Origin of the sequence: Amnibacterium endophyticum (assembly GCF_042680685.1) — a bacterium.
GTDB lineage: Bacteria > Actinomycetota > Actinomycetes > Actinomycetales > Microbacteriaceae > Amnibacterium > Amnibacterium endophyticum.
On the sequence record NZ_JBHUEA010000001.1, the window covers coordinates 39,387 to 57,457 of the forward strand.

The window sequence follows — 18,071 nt, forward strand, 5'->3', positions numbered from 1 at the left end:
CGGCACGGTCCGAACCCCTCGGGCCGTGCCGCGTCGCGACGCGAGAACGCCCGGTGCCCCGACTCAGCCGGCGGCGCGGCTCCCGGCGGGCTCGTCCCACTCGTTGAAGGCCGGGTGACCCGTGAGTCGCTCGAAGGCGCCCGCGTACCAGCCGGCGGCGTGCTTCGACACGGCGTAGCTGATGGAGCGCTCGTGCAGCTCGCACGGGACCCCGAGCTCGAGGTAGATCTTCTTGGCGTCCTCGACGAGGTGCAGCCGGTTGTCGTACCGGATGCCGACGTCGCGGCGCTCCGGCGGGTGGGCGACCACCAGGTCGGCGATGTTCACGGGTCGTGCCCCTTACGCGCTCGTGCCTCCGGCCGCGGGCGGGCCGGCGGGACCCTCGCCGATCGGGAGGGCCGGACGAGTGTCGCCCGCCCCACCCGGGAAGCACGTGTGCGTGCGCGCTCACTCGCCCCTGCACCGCGTGGGAGTGCACTCGACGAGGTGCCTGCGGCGCCGGAGCCTCGCTGCGGAGCGTGCCCGCCCGGCGACGGCTCAGCGGGAGCCGTGCACCGGCAGCAGCCGGGCGTAGACCGCGACGGCGATCGTGATCGTCGCGACGTGCATGACGACGAGCGCGAGGATCGGCGCGAGCCCCGTCTGCCCGGCCGTCAGCACCGCGAGCACGACGTCGGGGACGAAGGAGACGAGCAGGACCGCCGGCACGAGCCGGACGAGCACGCGGCGGGGGTCGGCCGCCCGGCGGCGGACGAGCGCCCACCCGATGGCGCCGACGACGCCCGCGACGACGGACAGCGTGATGTCGGCGGGCGGGGTGAGCGCCGGCGTCTGCGCGGCGCCGAGCGCGAGCGCCGCCGAGGCGATGCCGACGTTCACGACGGCGGTGAGCAGGGCGGCGAGGGCGGCAGCGCCCGCGATGCGGCTGATCGGGGCGGCGGTGGTGGGCAGCGCGGTCGAGGTCATCGATTCCTCCTTCTGGATGCGCCCCGGGCGGGCGCGGGACCACGCTCGCGCAGCCGCTCATCGCTGTCGTCCGACCGGCGGAGCATCCCGCGCTGCTGCGTCGGGAGTAGGTCGGGGCGCCTCCCCGGGCGGCGCGGCCCCCGCCGTGGCGCGCCGACGCGGCGGTCGGCGCGCACAATGAGGACCGTGCCCGTCCTCGCCGCCATCCCGAGCCCGCCGTCGGCCTGGGCCGAGTTCCACCTCGGCCCGCTGACCGTGCACACCTACGCGGTGTGCATCCTCGCCGGCATCGCGGCGGCGATCCTCGTCACGCAGCGACGCCTCGGCCGCCGCGGCGTGCCGAGCTCGATGGTGGTCGACGCCGCGATCTGGGTCGTGCCGCTCGGCATCGTGGTCGCCCGGATCTGGCACGTGCTCACCCACACCGGCGACTACTTCTACCCCGGCGCGAACCTCTGGAACGTCTTCGCGATCTGGGACGGCGGCAACGCGATCTACGGCTCGATGCTCGGCGGCGCGCTCGGCATCTGGATCGCCTGCCGCCGCGCGGGCGTCCGGTTCACCGCCTTCGTCGACGCGATGGCGCCCGGCATGCTGCTCGCGCAGGCCATCGGCCGGCTGGGCAACTGGTTCAACCACGAGCTGTTCGGGCTGCCGACGACGCTGCCGTGGGGGCTCCAGATCCCGGCGGACGATCCGCACCTGCCGCCGGGCTACCCGGCGGGGACGCTCTTCCACCCCCTGTTCCTCTACGAGATCGTCTGGAACCTGATCGGGATCGGCATCATCCTGCTGCTCGAGCGGCGCGTCAGCCTGCACTGGGGCCGCGCGATCGGCGTCTACCTCGTCTGGTACGGGCTCGGCCGCAGCTGGCTGGAGGCGATCCGCATCGATCCGACGAGCGACGCGTTCCTCGGCATCCCGGCGAACGACTGGGCGTCGTTCGGCGCGGTCGCGATCGGCGTCGCGATCCTCGTCGTGCAGGGGCTGCGGCACTCCGGCGCCGAGCCCTCCCCCTGGCTGCCCGGGCGCGAGCCCGTCGTGCCTGAGGAGGCGACCGAGCCGGAGGTCGAGACGGCCCGGCGCTGAGGACCCTGCCGCGGGCGCGGGCGATGCGTCGTCACGGGACCGTCTCGCCGGACCTCGTCGCGCAGCAGGTCTGGCGGATCTTCGAGGCCCGCTTCTGAGGAGGGCTTGCCGGCCGCATCGGCGCGGAGGACGGTGGAGGCACCGGGACGGACCGGGCCGGGGAGGGGTGCATCGCCGTGGACCTGCGCCTCCGGCCGCTGACGTCCGACGACCTCGCCACGGCCGATCTCGACCCGGACAACCCCGCGCACTCGCGGCGGCACCTGGTACTGCGCCGGTCCCGCTGAGCGCGCACCGCCGTCCCGAGACCGCCGTCCGCGAGGAGGGCCGCTGCGATCGTCAGCCCGCCACCGGGTGGCGCCGGATCGCGTCCTCGTCCGGCTCGACGCCCCAGCCCGGGCCGTCCGGGACGTCGAGGAAGCCGTCCTCGACGACCAGCGGCTCGACCAGCAGCTCGTCCCGCCACGGCACGCCGTCCCCGTCGACCTCCGTGCGCGCGAGGTTCGGCACGACCGCGCTGAACTGCGCCGACATCGCGGTGGCGAGCGGGCCGTAGAAGTTGTGCGGCGCGACCGTCGCGCCGAACGCGTCCGCCATCGCCGCGATACGGGTCGCCTCGCCGACGCCGTTCCAGACCACGTCGACGATCGCGGTGTCGAGCGCCTCGGCCTCGAGGTACGGGCGGTACTCCGCCATCCCGAACAGGGACTCGCCGGAGGCGACCGGGAAGCCGGCGCGGTCGCGCAGCGAGGCGAGCGCGCGCGGGGCGACGCCGTCCAGCTCGAGCCAGCCGAGCCGCTGCCCGGCGAGCCCGTCGACGAGCCGCCGGTACCCGTCGGTGCGCAGCAGGAAGTTGACGTCGACGAGGATCGCGACGTCGTCGCCGGCGCCCTCCCGCAGCGCCGCGACGGTCCGCACGGTCTGCTCGATCATCCGGTCGTCCCAGTCCGAGCCGCCGACGCCGGGCGAGCGCGCCCAGCCGAAGGCGCGGCCCCGCACCTCCTCGTCGTCGAGCGCGAGCACGTTCGTCTTCAGCGCCCGCCAGCCCGCGTCGCGCACCTCGGTGCCGAGCGCCACGACGTCGTCCCAGGTGCGCAGGGGCGCCTTCCCGACGAGCTCCGCGGTGGTGCCGAAGCGGTAGGAGCCGCAGTGCGAGAAGTAGACCGGGAGGCGCGAGCGCACGGCGCCGCCGAGCAGGTCCGCGACCGACACGTCGAGCAGCCGGGCCTTCAGGTCGAGCAGCGCGTTCTCGACCGCACCGATCGCCATCCGGTTCATCCCGCTCGCCGCGGGCGCCAGGTACGCGGTGAGCTCGCCGACGACGGCGTTCACCCGCATCGGGTCCGCGCCGAGCACGCGCGGTCGCAGCAGCTCGACCACGCGACCGAGTCCCGGCGCGCCGAACGCCTCGTTGAACTCGGCCCAGCCCGTCATCCCGCCGGCGGTGAGCTTCAGGAACGAGACCGACCGCCAGCCGAGATCGGCGTGCAGCACCTCGAACCCGGTGACCTCGCTGCGTCGCATCCGCTCCCCCTCGACCGCCTCCGGTCTAGCAGAGGGCGCCCGTGAAGCCGGCGATCCGAGAGCCTGCTCGGCGCCTGTGAGGTCAACCCCTCGTCCGATACTTGTAGCGTTGCAAATTAAGGGCTACCGTCCACAGGACCTGCCCGGAGCGACGAAGGAGTCCGCATGCAGCACCCCGACATCCCGGAGGAGCGCCGCCCGTCCGGCCCGACCCGAGCGGCGGTGGTGCACGGAGCCGTCGCCGCGGGCGCCGCGGGCGCCCTCGTGGCCGCCGGCGGGACGAGCGCCGACGCGGAGGACCTCCGCCCGTCTCCGAGCCGTCTCCCCCAGGATCAGCCGGTCGAGACCGGGTGGCGACCGAAGCGGCCTCGGCTGACCACGCCGTGGACCCACGAGGTCTCCGCCTCCCACGCCCTCCCGGAGTACCCCCGTCCGCAGCTCGTGCGTCAGCAGTGGCGCAGCCTCAACGGCGTCTGGCAGTTCGCCGCCGTCTCCTCCGGCGCGACGATCCGTCCGGGCGCCGATCTGGCGGAGCGCATCCTGGTGCCGTTCCCCGTCGAGTCCGCGCTGTCGGGGATCATGCGGCACGAGGCGGCGATGCACTACCGCCGACGGTTCCGGGTGCCGACCTCGTGGCGCATCGGCGCGGGCAGGCGTCTCCTGATGCACTTCGACGCGGTCGACTGGTCCGCCCGGGTGCTGGTCAACGGGAAGCAGGTCGGAACGCACCGCGGCGCGTACGACCGGTTCTCCTTCGATGTGACGGACGCGCTCCACCTCGACCGTCACCACCGGCCCAGCGGCGACCAGGAGGTGGTCGTCGCCGTTGAGGACCCCACCGAGGACGGCGTGCAGCCGCTCGGCAAGCAGCGGACGACCGCCTTCGACCCCGCGACGCCGCACAGCGAGCTCTACTACGCACCGGTGTCGGGCGTCTGGGGCACGGTGTGGCTCGAGCCCGTCGACACGGTGCACGTGACCGAGATCGTCGTGACGCCCGAACTGCCGCACGAGCGCGCCGGGATCGCGGTGCACCTCTCGGACGGGGCGTCGCACCCGGTCCGCCTCACCGTGCGCTCCGGCGGCCGGACGGTCGCGCGGGTCGCGGGCTCCGGAGGCCGGTCTGCGCAGGTGCACCTCCCCGGCTTCACCGCCTGGTCGCCCGAGCACCCGCACCTCTACGACGTCGACGTCGAGGTGATGGCCGCCGGCCGCGACCGCGTCACGGGCTACTTCGCCATGCGCTCGGTCGAGGTCCAGCAGGTGGACGGCACGCCTCGCATCGTGCTGAACGGCCGGTTCCGGTCCCAGATCAGCTGCCTGCAGCAGGGGTACTGGCCCGACGGCCTGTACACGGCCGCCACGGACGAGGCGCTCCGCTTCGACGTGGAGCAGGCGAAGCGGCTCGGCTTCACGACGATCCGCAAGCACCAGAAGACCGAGTCCGACCGGTGGTACCACTGGGCCGACCGCCTCGGGGTGCTCGTGTGGCAGGACATGCCCGCCACCGCCACCGGGCGCCAGCCTCCGAAGCAGGCGACGCCCGCGCAGCCGCCGGCGAAGGGGAAGGTCGAGTTCGAGCGCGAGCTCGCGGCCGTGGTCCGCCGGCTCCGCGCGTTCCCCTGCATCGTGATGTGGATCCCCTTCAACGAGGGCTGGGGCGCGTACGACCTCGCGCGTGTCGGCGAGTCGGTCCACGCGATCGACCCCACCCGCCTCATCGACGACATGAGCGGCACGACCACCGCCGACTACGACGAGGGCGGCGGCGACGTGCTCGACTGGCACAACCTCGGGTCGCACGACCCCGGGCCCGTCCCGCCGACGAGCGACGGGCGCGCCGCGGTGATCGGCGAGTTCGGGGCGTTCGGCTACGCGGTCGAGGGCCACGAGTGGTACCCGGGCCACAGCCGCCCGAACCAGGTCGTCGCCGGCGCCGAGGGCCTGACGAGCGCCTACGAGCAGGCGCTGCACCAGGTCGCGGGGTTCGTCCGCGACCACGGCCTGAGCGCCGCCAACTACAACCTGTTCGAGGACGCGGAGCTCCAGGTGAACGGCCTCTACACGTACGACCGACGGGTGCTCAAGGGCGACCGCGCACGCCTCACCGCGGCGACGCGCGGCGTCGCCGACGCCGAGCCCGCCTCATGACCCCAGCGGGCGCGGGCCGCCCGGCGCCCGAGCCCCGCTCCCCCGCACCCACGACGGAAGGACGACGCATGACCGATCGACCGAACATCCTCTGGATCTGCACCGACCAGCAGCGCTGGGACACCCTCGGCGCCTACGGCAACGGGTGGACGCGCACGCCGAACCTCGACGCGCTCGCGGCCGGCGGGACGATCCTCGACGCCGCCTACGCGCAGAGCCCCGTCTGCACGCCTTCTCGCGCCAGCTTCCTCACCGGGCGGTACCCGCGCACCACCGGGGCACGGCAGAACGGGCAGTCGATCCCCGAGGGCGAGGTGCTGCTGCCGCGCCTGCTCGCCGACGCCGGCTACGTGTGCGGCCTGTCGGGGAAGCTGCACGTCGCCGCATCGCACTGGAGCGTCTCCCCGGGGACCGAGCCCCGCATCGACGACGGCTACTCGGAGTTCCACTGGTCCCACGACCCGCGCCCGGAGTGGCAGAGCAACGAGTACCACCACTGGCTGCACCGCAAGGGCGTCACCTACTCGACACCGCCCCTGGAGGGCTCCGACCACGTCCTGGTCGGCATGCCCGAGGAGGCCCATCAGACCACCTGGTGCGCCGAGACGGCGATCGACTTCATCGAAGCCGGCCGGGACGCCCGGACGCCGTGGTTCTTCTCGGTCAACATCTTCGACCCGCACCACCCGTTCGACCCGCCCGCCTCCTACCTGCAGCGCTACCTCGACCGGCTGGACGAGATCCCGCTGCCCGACTACGTCGAGGGCGAGCTGGCCGACAAGCCGGTCTTCCAGCGCATCGACCACGAGAACGCCTACGGCGGTGAGGAGCCGTACCACTACGACGGGATGTCCGACCGGGAGCACCGGCTCGTCCGCGCGGCGTACTGGGCGATGTGCGACCTGATCGACGTCCAGGTCGGTCGCATGCTGCGGTCGCTCGAGGAGACGGGGCAACTCGAGGACACGATCGTGGTGTTCTCCACCGATCACGGCGAGATGCTCGGCGACCACGGCATCTACTTGAAGGGCCCGTACTTCTACGAGCCGGCCGTGCGGGTGCCGCTGATCGTGTCCCAGCCCGGCACCGTCCCCGGCGGGCGCCGCATCGAGGACCTGGTCGAGCTCGTCGACCTCGCCCCCACGCTGCTCGAGGCCGTGGGCCTCCCCCGGCACGAGGGCATGCAGGGCCGCTCGATCTGGGCGGACCTGACGGGCCAGGACGCGGCGGCGACCGCCCCGCGCGAGAGCGTCTACTCCGAGTACTACAACGCGATGCCGTGGCACCCGGATCCGAAGCCCCAGGCCACCATGATCCGCACGACCCGGCACAAGCTCGTCGCCTTCCACGGCATCGACGCCGGCGAGCTCTACGACCTCGAGGCGGATCCCGGCGAGCACCGCAACCTCTGGCGATCTCCCGAGCACGTCGCCGTGAAGGCGGACCTGCTCACCCGCCTGGCGGAGCGGATGGCCTTCACCGCAGACCCGCTGCCCGCCCGCACGGCCAACTTCTGACTCCTGCGGCGCCCGAGGGCGCCGTGATCCGAAAGGCACTTCATGACGACGACCTCCTCCGCGACCCCGCGCAGGGTGATCGGCCGCGGCAGCTACGCGATCGGCGCGCTCGGCGGCGGCATCCGCGGCTACGAGCTGGGCGTGGTGTCCGGCGCCCTGCTGTTCGCCGGACCGGCGCTGGGCCTCAGCCCGGGCGTCACCGGACTCGTCGTGAGCGCGGCCCTGATCGGCTCACTCGTCGGCGCCCTCGGCGTCGGTCCGCTCGCGGACCGGTTCGGGCGCCGCACCATGCTGACCGGCGGCGCCGTCCTCTACATCGTCGGCATCCTCGCGGCGGCGTTCGCGCCGACGGCGGCCGTGCTGGTCATCGCCCGCATCGTCCTCGGGCTCGCGGTCGGCATCGCGACCGCGATGATCCCGGTCTACCTGAGCGAGATCGCACCGGCGGTGCGGCGCGGCTCGGCGAGCGGCCTGTTCCAGGTCATGATCACCGTCGGCGTGCTGGTGGCGAGCCTGATCAGCCTCGCCTTCACCCCCACCGGCGGGTGGCGCTGGATGTTCGGGCTCGGCGCGCTGCCCGCCCTCGCGATGCTCGTGGGCTCGCTGCGGCTGCCCGAGAGCCCCCGGTGGCTCGTGCGCCGGGGACGCGTGGACGAGGCCCGCGCGATCCTCGCCGGGACGAGGAGCCCGGGGGACGTCGAAGCCGAGATCGAGTCGATCCGGTCGGTGAACGCCGAGGAGCACTCCGGTGCCCGGCGCACCCTGCTGCGGTCCCGGCTGCTCCTGCGCCTCCTCGTGATCGGCTCGGGCCTCGGGATCCTGCAGCAGCTGATCGGCATCAACGCGATCACCTACTACGCCCCGACCGTGCTGACCGGCATCGGGTTCAGCGACGCCGCCGCGATCACCGCCAACGTCGGCCTCTCCACGCTCGGGTTGATCTTCACCCTGGTCATGGCGTACTTCGTCGTCGACCGGCTCGGCCGCAAGAAGCCGCTGATGTTCGGCGCGCTGCTGATGGCGCTGAGCATGGCGGTGCTCGGCATCGTGTTCCTCGGGGCACGGGACGGCGCCGTCACGGGCGGCGCCGGGGTGCTCGCCGTCGCCGGGCTGGCCGTCTTCCAGATCGCGTTCGCGCTCAGCTGGGGCGGCATCGTCTGGATCGTCTTCGGCGAGATGTTCCCCCTCGCGGTGCGCGGCGCCGCCGTCGGCATCGCCACCTTCCTCACCGAGCTGACGAGCGTCGTGATCAGCCTGGTCTTCCCGTCGCTGCTGGCGACCGGCGCCTCCACCGTGTTCTTCGGGTTCGCGGTGATGGGCGTGATCGCCTTCCTCTGGGCGCTGCTGATGGTGCCCGAGACGCGGAACCGGTCGCTCGAGCAGATCGAGGCGGACCTGGTGACCCGACGATGACCGACGCGGTCGTCGGCCTCGGGGCGCACGGCGGGGGCTGCTGCGCCCCGACCATGTCCCGAGCCGGCATCACCACCGCGCCCGCGAGCGCTCATCCGGCGGCGGAGCACCCCTCGCCCTCGGCGGCGCGGCACCGGATCGAGCAGGCGCGGGTGCCGGCGCAGCGCTTCCTGATGGGCGACGCCTGCGGTGACGGACGACGAGGCGACGGCGAGAGCCCGGTGCATCCGGTCGAGCTGAGCGCCTGCTCCATCGACGTCACCACGGTGACCAACGCGCAGTTCGCCCGGTTCGTGGACGAGACCGGTCATCGCACCGACGCCGAGCGCGCCGGGTTCTCCGCGGTGTTCCACCTGGCCTTCGACGGCGACGACGCGGACGTGATCGGCGTGCCGCCCGGGACCCCGTGGTGGCTCGGCGTGCTCGGCGCGGACTGGCGCCGCCCCGCCGGCCGGGGCTCGACGATCGCGGACCTGGCGGACCATCCCGTGGTCCACGTCTCCTGGTACGACGCGGAGGCGTACTGCGCCTGGGCCGGCCGGGCGCTGCCGACCGAGGCGCAGTGGGAGGCGGCGTCGCGCGGCGGCGAGGAGGGGCTGCGGTACCCGTGGGGCGACGAGCTGCGACCCGCGGCAGGTGAGGACTGGCCCCTCAACATCTGGCAGGGCGCGTTCCCTGATGCGAACACCCTGGAGGACGGCTACCTCACCACCGCCCCCGCCGACGCGTTCGCCCCGAATGCGTACGGGTTGAGGCAGACCGTCGGCAACGTCTGGGAGTGGTGCGCCGACGGGTGGGACGCCCGGACCTACGCCCGCGACGCGGCGCTCGGCGCGGTCCAAGACCCGACCGGGCCGGTCGCAGCGCCCGGCGCGTCCCGCGTGCTGCGCGGCGGCTCCTACCTCTGCCACGACTCGTACTGCAACCGGTACCGCAACTCCGCCCGCACCTCGAACACCCCCGACTCATCGGCCGGGAACGTCGGGTTCCGGACGGTCGCCGTGGACCGTGCGGCCTGATCCGACCGCTCCTGTGCCGCCCGCGCGGCGCCGGCGGCCGAGAATGGGGGCATGAGCACCGGCGGGCGACGGAGCCGGCCGACCGTGGCCGACGTCGCTCGAGCTGCCGAGGTGGCGCCGAGCACCGTGTCGAACGTGCTGCACGACCACCCGAACGTACGGCCCGAGAAGCGGGCCCGGGTCCTGGCCGCGATCGACGAGCTCGGCTACGTCCCCTCGTTCGCGAGCCGGCAGCTGCGCCGCGGCGGCCTGGACGCCGTCGCGCTGGTCGTGCCCGACATCACCTCGCCCTACTTCGCCGGCCTCGCGCACGCCTTCATGGCCGAGGCGCGTCGTCGCGGGATCACGCTGCTGATCGACGAGACCGACGGACGGCTCGATCAGGAGCGTCACGCGGCGCGCGGCTACCCGGAGCTCGGCCTGTCCGGCGTCGTCTTCCTGCCCGTCGCGATCGACCCGGCGGAGCTCGACAGCCACCGGAGCGCGACCCCGATGGTGCTGCTCGGCGAGCACGTGCGCTCCGACCGGTTCGACCACGTCGCCATCGACAGCCGACGCTCCGCTCGTGAGGCGACCGCGCACCTGCTCGCGCTCGGCCGCTCCCGGCTCGCCTTCATCGGCCTCGGCACGGGTCCCGGGCGGCTCCGCGAGCTCGGCTTCGAGGACGCGAGGGTCGCGGCCGGCCTGACGCCCGGTGCGGCGACCGTTCTGCACGTGCGGGAGTCGAGCCGCGACGAGGGCGCCGAGGCCCTGCGACGCCTGCTCCCCCGCATCGCCGAGGTCGACGGCATCGTCTGCTCCTCCGACCTGCTCGCGATCGGAGCGCTCCGCGAGCTGCACGCCGCCGGGGTCGCGGTGCCGGACGACGTGGCGGTCCTGGGGTGGGACGACACCCCCGACGCGAGCTGGACGACCCCGACCCTCACCTCCGTCGCCTACGACATGGCCGGCATCGCGAGCCGGAGCATCGACGCGCTCGAACGCCGCCGGGACGCCCCGCTCGCCGAGGCCCGTCAGATCCTCGTCGACCACCGAGTGGTGCCTCGCGCGTCGACCGTCGCTCCGGCGGGGTGACGGCCGGAGCGCGGCTGCGGAACGGCAGCGCCTCGAGGGTGCGATCAGTGCGTGGCGCCGACCAGGGCGTCGGCGAAGATCACGCCGTAGAGCACTCCCGAGCCCGTGAGCAGCGCCAGCAGCGAGGGGCGGACCCAGACCGGGTCGCCGTCCTCGCCGAGCAGCAGACGGAGGCCGCGGGAGCGGACGTGCACGGCCCGCTCCTCCGCGATGCTCCCCGTGCTCACGCTGTCAGTCTGAACTCGTCACCCGGACGCCGCCCGTGCGGCACCCGGGTCGCTGCACCAAGGTGCCCGAACGGAACCTGAGTGCGCCGGCGGTCAGACGAGCGCCGGGCCCGCGGTCACGCGCAGCAGGTCGAGCTTCGACGCGGCCTCCGAGCCGGGCACCGCGGTGTAGACGACGATCCGCAGGTCGCTGCCCGGGGCGGTCAGCACGTCGCAGTCCAGCTCGATCTCGCCGACCGGGGTGTCCGTCGCCGTCTTCCGGCTCGACCGGTGCTGCGCGACGTGCGCCTCGCCCCACCGCGCGGCGAAGTCCGGCGACACGGCGCGCAGCCGGGCGATCAAGGCGGCGAGGGGCCGGTCGTCCGGGTAGCGGCCGACGGCCTCGCGGAGGTCCGCGACGAGGTCGCGCGCGAACTCCTCCTCGTGCACCTCGTCGAACCGCATCCGACGGTGCCCCTCGGTGAAGTGCTTCCAGACGACGTTGCGCTCCGCCGGCGGCACGGTCGCGGGGTCGCCGCCGATCGCGGCCCAGAGGGGGTTCCACCGCAGCACGTCCCACGAGGCGGACATGACGGCCATCGGCACGTCGCCGAGCCGGTCCATCACCCGCTGCACGCCGGCCGTCACGTGCCGCGGCACCTCCCGCCGGCCGGGCACGGCGGCACCGCCGACCCGGAACAGGTGGTCCCGCTCCGCCTCCGTCAGCCGCAGCGCCCGCGCGAGCGCGCCGAGCAGCTGCGGCGAGGGGTGCCGCGCCCGCCCCTGCTCGAGGCGGACCACGTACTCGACGCTCACCCCGGCGAGCGCGGCGAGCTCCTCCCGCCGCAGCCCGGGCGCCCGCCGCCCCGGTCCCGCGGGCAGCCCCGCCTCCTCCGGGCGCATGCGGTCGCGCCAGGCGCGCAGCACGGTCGCGAACTCGTCCATGCCCCCATGCTCCCCCCGACCGCGCCTCCGGTGGTGGTACCGGCAGTGCCTACGGTCGCCGGCCGCAGCCGCCGCAGGCTCGACGCATGACCACGACACTCATCACCGGAGCCAACCGGAGCCTCGGGCTCGAGACCGTCCGGCGCCTGATCGACGCCGGCCACACCGTCCACGCCGGGATGCGCGACCCCGACGCCGGCGACGCCGCCCGCGCGCTCGGCGCCCACGTCCTGCCGCTCGACGTCACCGACCAGGCGTCGGTCGACGCCGCGATCGCCGCCCTGCCCGAGCTCGACGTGCTCGTGAACAACGCCGGGATCCTCGGCACCTCGCACGGCGTCGACGACCTCGACGCCGACGCGATGTCGTCGGTGCTCGACGTCAACGTGCTCGGCATCGTGCGCGTGACGCAGGCCGCGCTCCCGCTGCTGCGCCGCTCCGGGAACCCCGTCGTCGTCAACGTCGCCTCGGGCGTCGGCTGGCCGCGCTGGCTCACCACCCCGGGCCACGACGAGTTCGGCGTCCCGACGATCCCCTACGCGGCGTCGAAGGCCGCGGTGGTGGCGCTGACCGTCCAGTACGCGAAGAACCTGCCGGGCATGCGGGTGAACGCCTCCGACCCCGGCTACACCTCGACCGACTTCAACGGGCACAGCGGGTACCAGACCGTGACGGAGGGGACGGACGCGACCGTGGCGCTCGCGACGCTCGCGCAGGACGGCCCGACGGGCGAGTTCCACGACCGGAGGGGACGCATCGAGTACTGAGCGCGTCCGCTCGACCGGCCCGGTCGCCTCGGCTGCGGGAGGCGACCGGGCTCAGGGAGTCCCGATGCGAGCGGGAGCAGAGTGCGCGGGTGTTCCTCGTCCGCCGCGGCTCGGCCGCCAGCACGGAGGCGGCTCCCGCACCCGAGCCGCCCGTGCCCGTGCCCGTGCCCGTGGGCGGCGAGGACGAGCTGCGCCGCGTGGTGGGCCGCATCCTCGCGACCTGGGGCGACCGGTTCGGGCGCTTCACCATGCGCTGCCTGCAGGTCGCGCTGCTCGTCGCCATCGCGGCGGCCGGGCTGTGGCTCGTCGGCCGGCTGCGGCTCGTCGTGGTCCCCGTCGTGCTCGCCGTGCTGCTGACCGCGGCGTTCCAGCCGATGGTGCGCCTGCTGCGGCGGCTGCGCTTCCCCCGCGTGCTCGCCGCACTGACGGCGCTGCTGCTCGGCGGCGGCGCGATCGCCGCGGTGGTGGTGCTCGTCGTCATCCGCGTCGAGTCCGACTGGCCGTCGCTGGTCGCCGCCACGAACAGCGGGGTGGGGCAGATCCAGCAGGCGCTGCAGAACGGCGCCTTCCCGATCGACGAGTCCCAGATCAGCGAGTACCGGCAGGACGTCGCGAACTACCTCACGAGCCCGCGCTTCGGCGGCAGCGCCCTGGCGGGGCTCATGACGCTCGCCCAGCTCGTCACCGGAACGCTCGTGCTGCTGATCACGCTGTTCTTCTTCCTGAAGGACGGCGACCGGATCGCCGCGTTCCTCGTGAAGCCGCTCAGCGGGGATCGGACCGACCGCGCGTACCGGGTCGGGAACGCCGCCCTGCACTCCCTCGGCGGCTACGTGCGCGGCACCGCGCTGATCGCGCTCGTCGACGCCGTCCTGATCGGCGGCAGCCTCTTCGTCCTCGGGGTCCCGCTCGCCCTCACCCTCGGGGTGGTCGTCTTCATCGGCGCGTTCGTCCCCGTGGTCGGCGCGACGATCGCCGGGGTCCTCGCGGGCGTCGTGGCGCTCGTCACGAACGGGCTCGGCACCGCGATCACGATCGGCGTGATCATCCTCGTCGTGAACCAGCTCGAGGCCCACGTGCTGCAGCCGCTGATCATGGGCCGGTCCGTCCGCCTCTACCCGCTCGTCATCCTGCTGGCGCTGATCGTCGGCAGCATCACCGCCGGCATCGTCGGCGCGATCGTGGCGGTGCCGGTCACGTCGGTCATCTGGGACGCGATGAAGCTCTGGGACCTGCCGGCGGGAGGCGAGCGGGCCGGTCCGGTCGCGGCGGGCTGAGCCCGCGGCGCGGTCCGCGCCGACGGGTCGGAGTCAGGCCGTCCTCGGGGGCGCCAGCAGCGTGCCGCGGACGACGGCTCCGTGGAAGGTGCGGATCGCGACCAGGGCCCATGCCGCGACGAGCCCGACGTAGTAGAGGACCGCGAGCGCGGCGACGGCGTCGAGGCCGGAGTGCAGCGCGAGGCCGTTCAGGCCGGTGACGCAGGTGCCGACGGGGAACGTGAACGACCACCAGGTCAGGCTGAAGGGCAGGTGCCGCCGCGCGGTCGACACCGTGACGGCGAGCGCGATCGCGGTCCAGAGCAGCGCGAAGCCGAGCATCGCGAAGCCGAAGACCAGCGCCACGACCAGCAGCGCGTGCGCCGTGCCCGCGCCGACAGCGACCTCCGCGTTGCCGGCGAGCAGGTTCACGGCGGTGATCGACTGTCCGACCGGGCCGAGGACGATCCACAGCGTCGGCACCATCGCGGCCGGGCCGATGCGGTGCTGCGCGAGCCGGCCCCAGATCAGGGTGATGACGACCAGCGAGGCGATGAGGCTGAGCCCGAAGAAGCCGTAGCAGGCCCAGAGCAGCGTCTGCCTCGCCTGCCCCGCAGGGACGTACGGCACGAGCAGGGCACCGGTCGAGGCGGACACCATGGGCGGCACGATCGGCATCAGCCAGCCGCCGAACGCGGCGTCCGGCGCGTTCCGGTGCCGCGTGAAGACGAGGCAGGGCACCACGACCGCCGACGCGAGCCCGCCGGCGGTCCCGAGCGCCCAGAGGATCCAGTCGGCGGTCACGGCAGCGGGCAGCCCGATCCAGTCCCGGCCGAGCAGCAGCGCACCGGCGCCGACGGTGAGGAACGCCATCGGCGGGGCGCCGTAGAAGTGGGCCATCACCGGGTGCAGGTGGTGCTGCGCCGCGGTGCTGCGGAAGCGGGCCCAGTGCAGCCCGGTCGCGATCGTGAGCACGACGAGCAGCAGGGCGGCGAGCGCCCAGACGACGGTCGCCGCCGCACGCAGACCCGGGAACGACACCGGCAGCGAGGCCGCCGCGACGGCGACGATGCCGGTCCCCATCACCGAGGCGAACCAGTTCGGCGTCAGGTTCGACACGACCAGCCCGGGCCGCTCGAGGTCGCGGAGCAGCAGCCGGCGGGCCGGCGCCGGCCCGCTCTCGGACGCGGGAGCGGGAGGGGTGCTGCGTGCAGGAGGGGCGGTCGGAGCGCTGGTCACGACCTCCACCGTCGACCTCGCTCGACGCCGCCGCTACGGCGATCCTCCTGTCGGGGCACAATGTGCGCTTGTGACCACGCGCCGCCTGACGGACCGCAGCCTCGACCTTGACACGCTCGAGGTGCTGCAGCGCGTCGCGGAGACCGGCTCGCTCTCGCGGGCAGCCGACTCACTCGGCGTCACGCAGCAGGCGGTATCCGCGCGGGTCCGGGCGGCCGAGCGCGCGGTCGGCCAGCCGCTCGTGCGCCGCTCGGCCGCGGGCTCGGCGATGACGGAGACCGGCCGGCTCCTCCTCGGGCTCGGCGGCCCGGTCCTCGAGGCGTCGCGTCGGCTCGAGGCGGGGCTCGCGGCGCTGCGGCAGCCGACCGGCTCCCTCGTCGTCGCCGCCTCGCAGACGATCGCGGAGCTGCTGGTGCCGGCCTGGCTGCTCGCGTTCCGCACGCGCTCCCCCGCCGTGCCGGTCCGGCTCGTCGCCGGCAACTCCGCCGCGGTCGTCGACCAGGTCCGCGCCGGCGACGCGGACCTCGGCTTCATCGAGACGCCGGCGGCGCTGCCGGACCTGTCCTCCGCCGTCCTGGACGAGGACGAGCTGGCCGTCGTCGTCGCACCCTCCCACCCGTGGGCGCGGGCGGGGACGGTCGACGCCGCAGCGCTCGCGGGCACGGCGCTCCTGATGCGCGAGGAGGGCTCCGGCACCCGGGCGACGGTGGAGCAGTGGCTCGAGGACGCCGGGCTCAGGCCGCTCGCACCCGCCGCGGTGCTCGAGACGACCGGCATCGTGCGCGCGAACGCGCGCGCCGGCATCGCGCCCGCCGTCATGAGCATCAGGACCGTCGAGGCGGACCTCGCCGCCGGCGCCCTGGTGCGGGTGGCGCTGTCGGGGCCGCCGCTCGTCCGCCCGCTCCGGGCGGTCTGGGTCGGCCGGCCGCAGCCGTCGGCGAACGCCTTCCTCGAGGTCGTCGGCCGGACGAGGTGACGGCGGGGACGTGACGCGGCCGACCGGCTCAGGCCCGGCCGGTCGGGCGCGCGAGGCCGTGCTCGTACGCGTAGATCACGGCGTGCACCCGATCGCGCAGCTGCAGCTTCGCGAGCACCCGCCCGACGTGGGTCTTCACGGTCGACTCGGACAGGAACAGCTGCTCGGCGATCTCCTGGTTCGACGCCCCCGCCGCGATCGCGCGCAGCACCTCGCGCTCGCGCTCCGTCAGCGACGCCGTCCCGTCGTCGCCGCTCGGGGCGGCCGGCAGGCTGCCGCGGGTCGCCTCGATCACGCGGCGGGTGACGCGCGGGGAGATGATCGCGTCGCCCGCGGCGACCGTGCGCACGGCGCGGACGAGCTCGTCCCCCGCGACGTCCTTCAGCAGGAAGCCGCTCGCGCCGGCGTTCAGCCCGCCGAACGCGTACTCGTCGAGGTCGAAGGTCGTGAGCAGCACGACGTGCACGCTGTCGGACGCGGCCGTGATGGCCCGCGTCGCCTCGATGCCGTCCGTCCCGGGCATGCGGACGTCCATGAGGACGACGTCCGGGCGCAGCTCGGCGGCTCGGCGGATCCCGGCGGCGCCGTCGCCCGCCTCCCCCACGACCTGGACGCCGGGCGCCGCGTCGAGCACCATCCGGAGGCCGACGCGGACGAGCTCCTGGTCGTCGACCAGGAGGACGCGGAGGTCGGTGGCGGTCATGCGGGGTCCTCCAGTCGTGCCGCGGTGGAGATGCGCAGCCGGGTGCGCCAGCCGAGCCCGTCCGACTCGGCTCGCGGGCCGGCGTCGACCGAGCCGCCGTAGAGCGCCGCGCGTTCGCGGAGCCCGAGCAGGCCGCGCCCCGACCCCACGGACTCGGCGGAGCCCGCGGCCGCGCCGTCGTCGACGACCTCCACCTCCGTCTCGTCGCCGAGCCGCACCCTGACGTCGACGCGTCGGGGCAGCCGCGCGTAGCGGAGGGCGTTCGTCAGCCCCTCCTGCACCGCCCGGTAGACGACGAGCTGCGCGGCCGCGTCGAGCTCGGCGGTCCCGCTGCGCTCCAGGACGACCGGCAGCCCGGCCGTGCGGTAGGTGGCGACGAGCGCGTCGAGGTCCGCGAGGCCCTGCTGGGGCTCGCGCTGCTCGGCGGACTCGTCGGTACCGAGCACGCCGAGCAGGCGCCGCATGTCGCGCAGCGCACCGCGGCCGACCTCGCCGACCTGCCGGCTCGCCGCACGGGCGCGGGCCGGGTCGGCCTCGGCGGTCGCCGCCGCGCCGTCGCTGAGCCGCACCATGACGCTGAGGCCGTGCGCGACCACGTCGTGCAGCTCGCGGGCGATCCGGGCCCGCTCCTGGACGACCGCGAGCGCCGCGCGCCGGTCCCGCTCCTCCGCGAGCTGCGCCGCGCGGTCGAGCACCGCCGTCAGGTACCGCCGCCGGTCGCCGACGTTCGTGCCGACGAGCAGGGCGGCGACGATGAACACGATCGCGAGGAACGGCGACCTGGTCATCGCGGCGCTCTGCACGTACTCGAGCGTCAGCACCTCGACCACGAGCACGGCCGCGCCCGCGACGGCGGCGCGGTTGGAGCGGTGCACGGCGAGGGCGAAGACGGACACGGCGAGCGGGACCACGAGCGGCCCGCGCTCGTCGACGAGGCAGAGCAGCACCGACGCGGCGGCCATCACGAGCGGGACGAGCGGGCGGGTGCGCCGCACCAGCAGCGCGGCGGAGGTGAGCACGATCGCGATCGACCAGGGGCCGCCGAGCACCTGCCACAGCGGACCGGTGAGGCCGACGCGGTCGACCTGCACCCAGCCGGCCAGGAGCGCGACGACCACGAGCACCGCGTCGACCACGCGCGGGTGCGCCGCGCCGAAGCGGCGCAGCACCCCCGGGGGCCGCGGGAGCCGCAGCCCGTCCTGCGGCTCCCGGGCCGTCGCGGTCAC

General features: G+C 74.5%; 17 protein-coding genes. 9 read left to right on the forward strand and 8 right to left on the reverse strand.

Features of this window, described 5'->3' with window-relative positions; genetic code table 11:
* Nucleotides 1–63: 63 nt before the first annotated feature.
* Nucleotides 64–327, reverse strand: coding sequence for a hypothetical protein (locus ACFSBI_RS00195; protein ID WP_377931163.1), 264 nt, complete (start codon nt 325–327; stop codon nt 64–66).
* Nucleotides 328–537: 210 nt separating this feature from the next.
* Complete coding sequence (locus ACFSBI_RS00200) at nt 538–966, reverse strand: DUF6069 family protein (protein WP_377931164.1); 429 nt, start codon at nt 964–966, stop codon at nt 538–540.
* A 186-nt stretch (nt 967–1,152) separates the two neighbouring features.
* On the opposite strand from ACFSBI_RS00200, the gene lgt reads away from it, so the two are divergent.
* Nucleotides 1,153–2,055, forward strand: a complete 903-nt coding sequence (gene lgt / locus ACFSBI_RS00205) for a prolipoprotein diacylglyceryl transferase (protein WP_377931165.1) — start codon at nt 1,153–1,155, stop codon at nt 2,053–2,055.
* 339 nt (nt 2,056–2,394) lie between these two features.
* Here the strand turns inward: lgt and ACFSBI_RS00210 are convergent, their stop codons facing one another.
* The gene (locus ACFSBI_RS00210) at nt 2,395–3,579 is read right to left on the reverse strand and encodes a mandelate racemase/muconate lactonizing enzyme family protein (protein ID WP_377931166.1); all 1,185 of its coding nucleotides are present in this window, start codon (nt 3,577–3,579) and stop codon (nt 2,395–2,397) included.
* 165 nt (nt 3,580–3,744) lie between these two features.
* Here ACFSBI_RS00210 and ACFSBI_RS00215 point away from each other — a divergent pair, with 165 nt between their 5' ends.
* The 5 genes from ACFSBI_RS00215 to ACFSBI_RS00235 all read left to right on the forward strand — a co-directional run bounded on the left by ACFSBI_RS00215 (nt 3,745) and on the right by ACFSBI_RS00235 (nt 10,753).
* Complete coding sequence (locus tag ACFSBI_RS00215) at nt 3,745–5,730, forward strand: glycoside hydrolase family 2 protein (protein WP_377931167.1); 1,986 nt, start codon at nt 3,745–3,747, stop codon at nt 5,728–5,730.
* Nucleotides 5,731–5,798: 68 nt separating this feature from the next.
* Nucleotides 5,799–7,247, forward strand: coding sequence for a sulfatase family protein (locus ACFSBI_RS00220; RefSeq protein ID WP_377931168.1), 1,449 nt, complete (start codon nt 5,799–5,801; stop codon nt 7,245–7,247).
* A 42-nt stretch (nt 7,248–7,289) separates the two neighbouring features.
* Entirely contained in the window at nt 7,290–8,660 is a 1,371-nt protein-coding gene (locus tag ACFSBI_RS00225; protein WP_377931169.1) for a sugar porter family MFS transporter, read from the forward strand.
* The gene (locus ACFSBI_RS00230) at nt 8,657–9,679 is read left to right on the forward strand and encodes a formylglycine-generating enzyme family protein (protein ID WP_377931170.1); all 1,023 of its coding nucleotides are present in this window, start codon (nt 8,657–8,659) and stop codon (nt 9,677–9,679) included. The genes ACFSBI_RS00225 and ACFSBI_RS00230 overlap by 4 nt, the downstream gene beginning before the upstream one ends.
* 51 nt (nt 9,680–9,730) lie before the next feature.
* Nucleotides 9,731–10,753, forward strand: a complete 1,023-nt coding sequence (locus ACFSBI_RS00235) for a LacI family DNA-binding transcriptional regulator (protein WP_377931171.1) — start codon at nt 9,731–9,733, stop codon at nt 10,751–10,753.
* A 44-nt stretch (nt 10,754–10,797) separates the two neighbouring features.
* Here ACFSBI_RS00235 and ACFSBI_RS00240 read toward each other — a convergent pair whose 3' ends face one another.
* Entirely contained in the window at nt 10,798–10,980 is a 183-nt protein-coding gene (locus ACFSBI_RS00240) for a hypothetical protein (RefSeq protein ID WP_377931172.1), read from the reverse strand.
* Between the two features lie 93 nt (nt 10,981–11,073).
* Nucleotides 11,074–11,904, reverse strand: a complete 831-nt coding sequence (locus tag ACFSBI_RS00245) for a helix-turn-helix domain-containing protein (RefSeq protein ID WP_377931173.1) — start codon at nt 11,902–11,904, stop codon at nt 11,074–11,076.
* Between the two features lie 86 nt (nt 11,905–11,990).
* Here ACFSBI_RS00245 and ACFSBI_RS00250 point away from each other — a divergent pair, with 86 nt between their 5' ends.
* Together ACFSBI_RS00250 and ACFSBI_RS00255 are read left to right on the forward strand one after the other, a co-directional pair.
* A complete protein-coding gene (locus tag ACFSBI_RS00250) occupies nt 11,991–12,671 on the forward strand; it encodes an SDR family NAD(P)-dependent oxidoreductase (RefSeq protein ID WP_377931174.1) in 681 nt (226 codons plus the stop codon).
* An 89-nt stretch (nt 12,672–12,760) separates the two neighbouring features.
* Entirely contained in the window at nt 12,761–13,948 is a 1,188-nt protein-coding gene (locus tag ACFSBI_RS00255) for an AI-2E family transporter (RefSeq protein WP_377931175.1), read from the forward strand.
* A gap of 33 nt (nt 13,949–13,981) precedes the next feature.
* On the opposite strand, the gene ACFSBI_RS00260 is transcribed toward ACFSBI_RS00255, so the two are convergent.
* Nucleotides 13,982–15,166, reverse strand: coding sequence for a TDT family transporter (locus ACFSBI_RS00260; RefSeq protein WP_377931176.1), 1,185 nt, complete (start codon nt 15,164–15,166; stop codon nt 13,982–13,984).
* A gap of 70 nt (nt 15,167–15,236) precedes the next feature.
* Here ACFSBI_RS00260 and ACFSBI_RS00265 point away from each other — a divergent pair, with 70 nt between their 5' ends.
* A complete protein-coding gene (locus ACFSBI_RS00265) occupies nt 15,237–16,142 on the forward strand; it encodes a LysR substrate-binding domain-containing protein (protein WP_377931177.1) in 906 nt (301 codons plus the stop codon).
* A 28-nt stretch (nt 16,143–16,170) separates the two neighbouring features.
* On the opposite strand, the gene ACFSBI_RS00270 is transcribed toward ACFSBI_RS00265, so the two are convergent.
* Complete coding sequence (locus ACFSBI_RS00270) at nt 16,171–16,845, reverse strand: response regulator (RefSeq protein WP_377931178.1); 675 nt, start codon at nt 16,843–16,845, stop codon at nt 16,171–16,173.
* A complete protein-coding gene (locus tag ACFSBI_RS00275) occupies nt 16,842–18,071 on the reverse strand; it encodes a sensor histidine kinase (protein WP_377931179.1) in 1,230 nt (409 codons plus the stop codon). Before ACFSBI_RS00275 ends, ACFSBI_RS00270 begins: the two co-directional genes overlap by 4 nt.

What these genes read in the sequence shown, in the direction of transcription:
- ACFSBI_RS00225 (WP_377931169.1), top strand. Translation starts at nt 7,290, where the DNA reads ATGACGACGACCTCCTCCGCGACCCCGCGCAGGGTGATCGGCCGCGGC.
- ACFSBI_RS00210 (WP_377931166.1), bottom strand. Translation starts at nt 3,579, where the DNA reads ATGCGACGCAGCGAGGTCACCGGGTTCGAGGTGCTGCACGCCGATCTC.
- ACFSBI_RS00230 (WP_377931170.1), top strand. Translation starts at nt 8,657, where the DNA reads ATGACCGACGCGGTCGTCGGCCTCGGGGCGCACGGCGGGGGCTGCTGC.
- ACFSBI_RS00270 (WP_377931178.1), bottom strand. Translation starts at nt 16,845, where the DNA reads ATGACCGCCACCGACCTCCGCGTCCTCCTGGTCGACGACCAGGAGCTC.
- ACFSBI_RS00245 (WP_377931173.1), bottom strand. Translation starts at nt 11,904, where the DNA reads ATGGACGAGTTCGCGACCGTGCTGCGCGCCTGGCGCGACCGCATGCGC.
- ACFSBI_RS00235 (WP_377931171.1), top strand. Translation starts at nt 9,731, where the DNA reads ATGAGCACCGGCGGGCGACGGAGCCGGCCGACCGTGGCCGACGTCGCT.
- ACFSBI_RS00220 (WP_377931168.1), top strand. Translation starts at nt 5,799, where the DNA reads ATGACCGATCGACCGAACATCCTCTGGATCTGCACCGACCAGCAGCGC.
- ACFSBI_RS00200 (WP_377931164.1), bottom strand. Translation starts at nt 966, where the DNA reads ATGACCTCGACCGCGCTGCCCACCACCGCCGCCCCGATCAGCCGCATC.
- ACFSBI_RS00250 (WP_377931174.1), top strand. Translation starts at nt 11,991, where the DNA reads ATGACCACGACACTCATCACCGGAGCCAACCGGAGCCTCGGGCTCGAG.
- ACFSBI_RS00215 (WP_377931167.1), top strand. Translation starts at nt 3,745, where the DNA reads ATGCAGCACCCCGACATCCCGGAGGAGCGCCGCCCGTCCGGCCCGACC.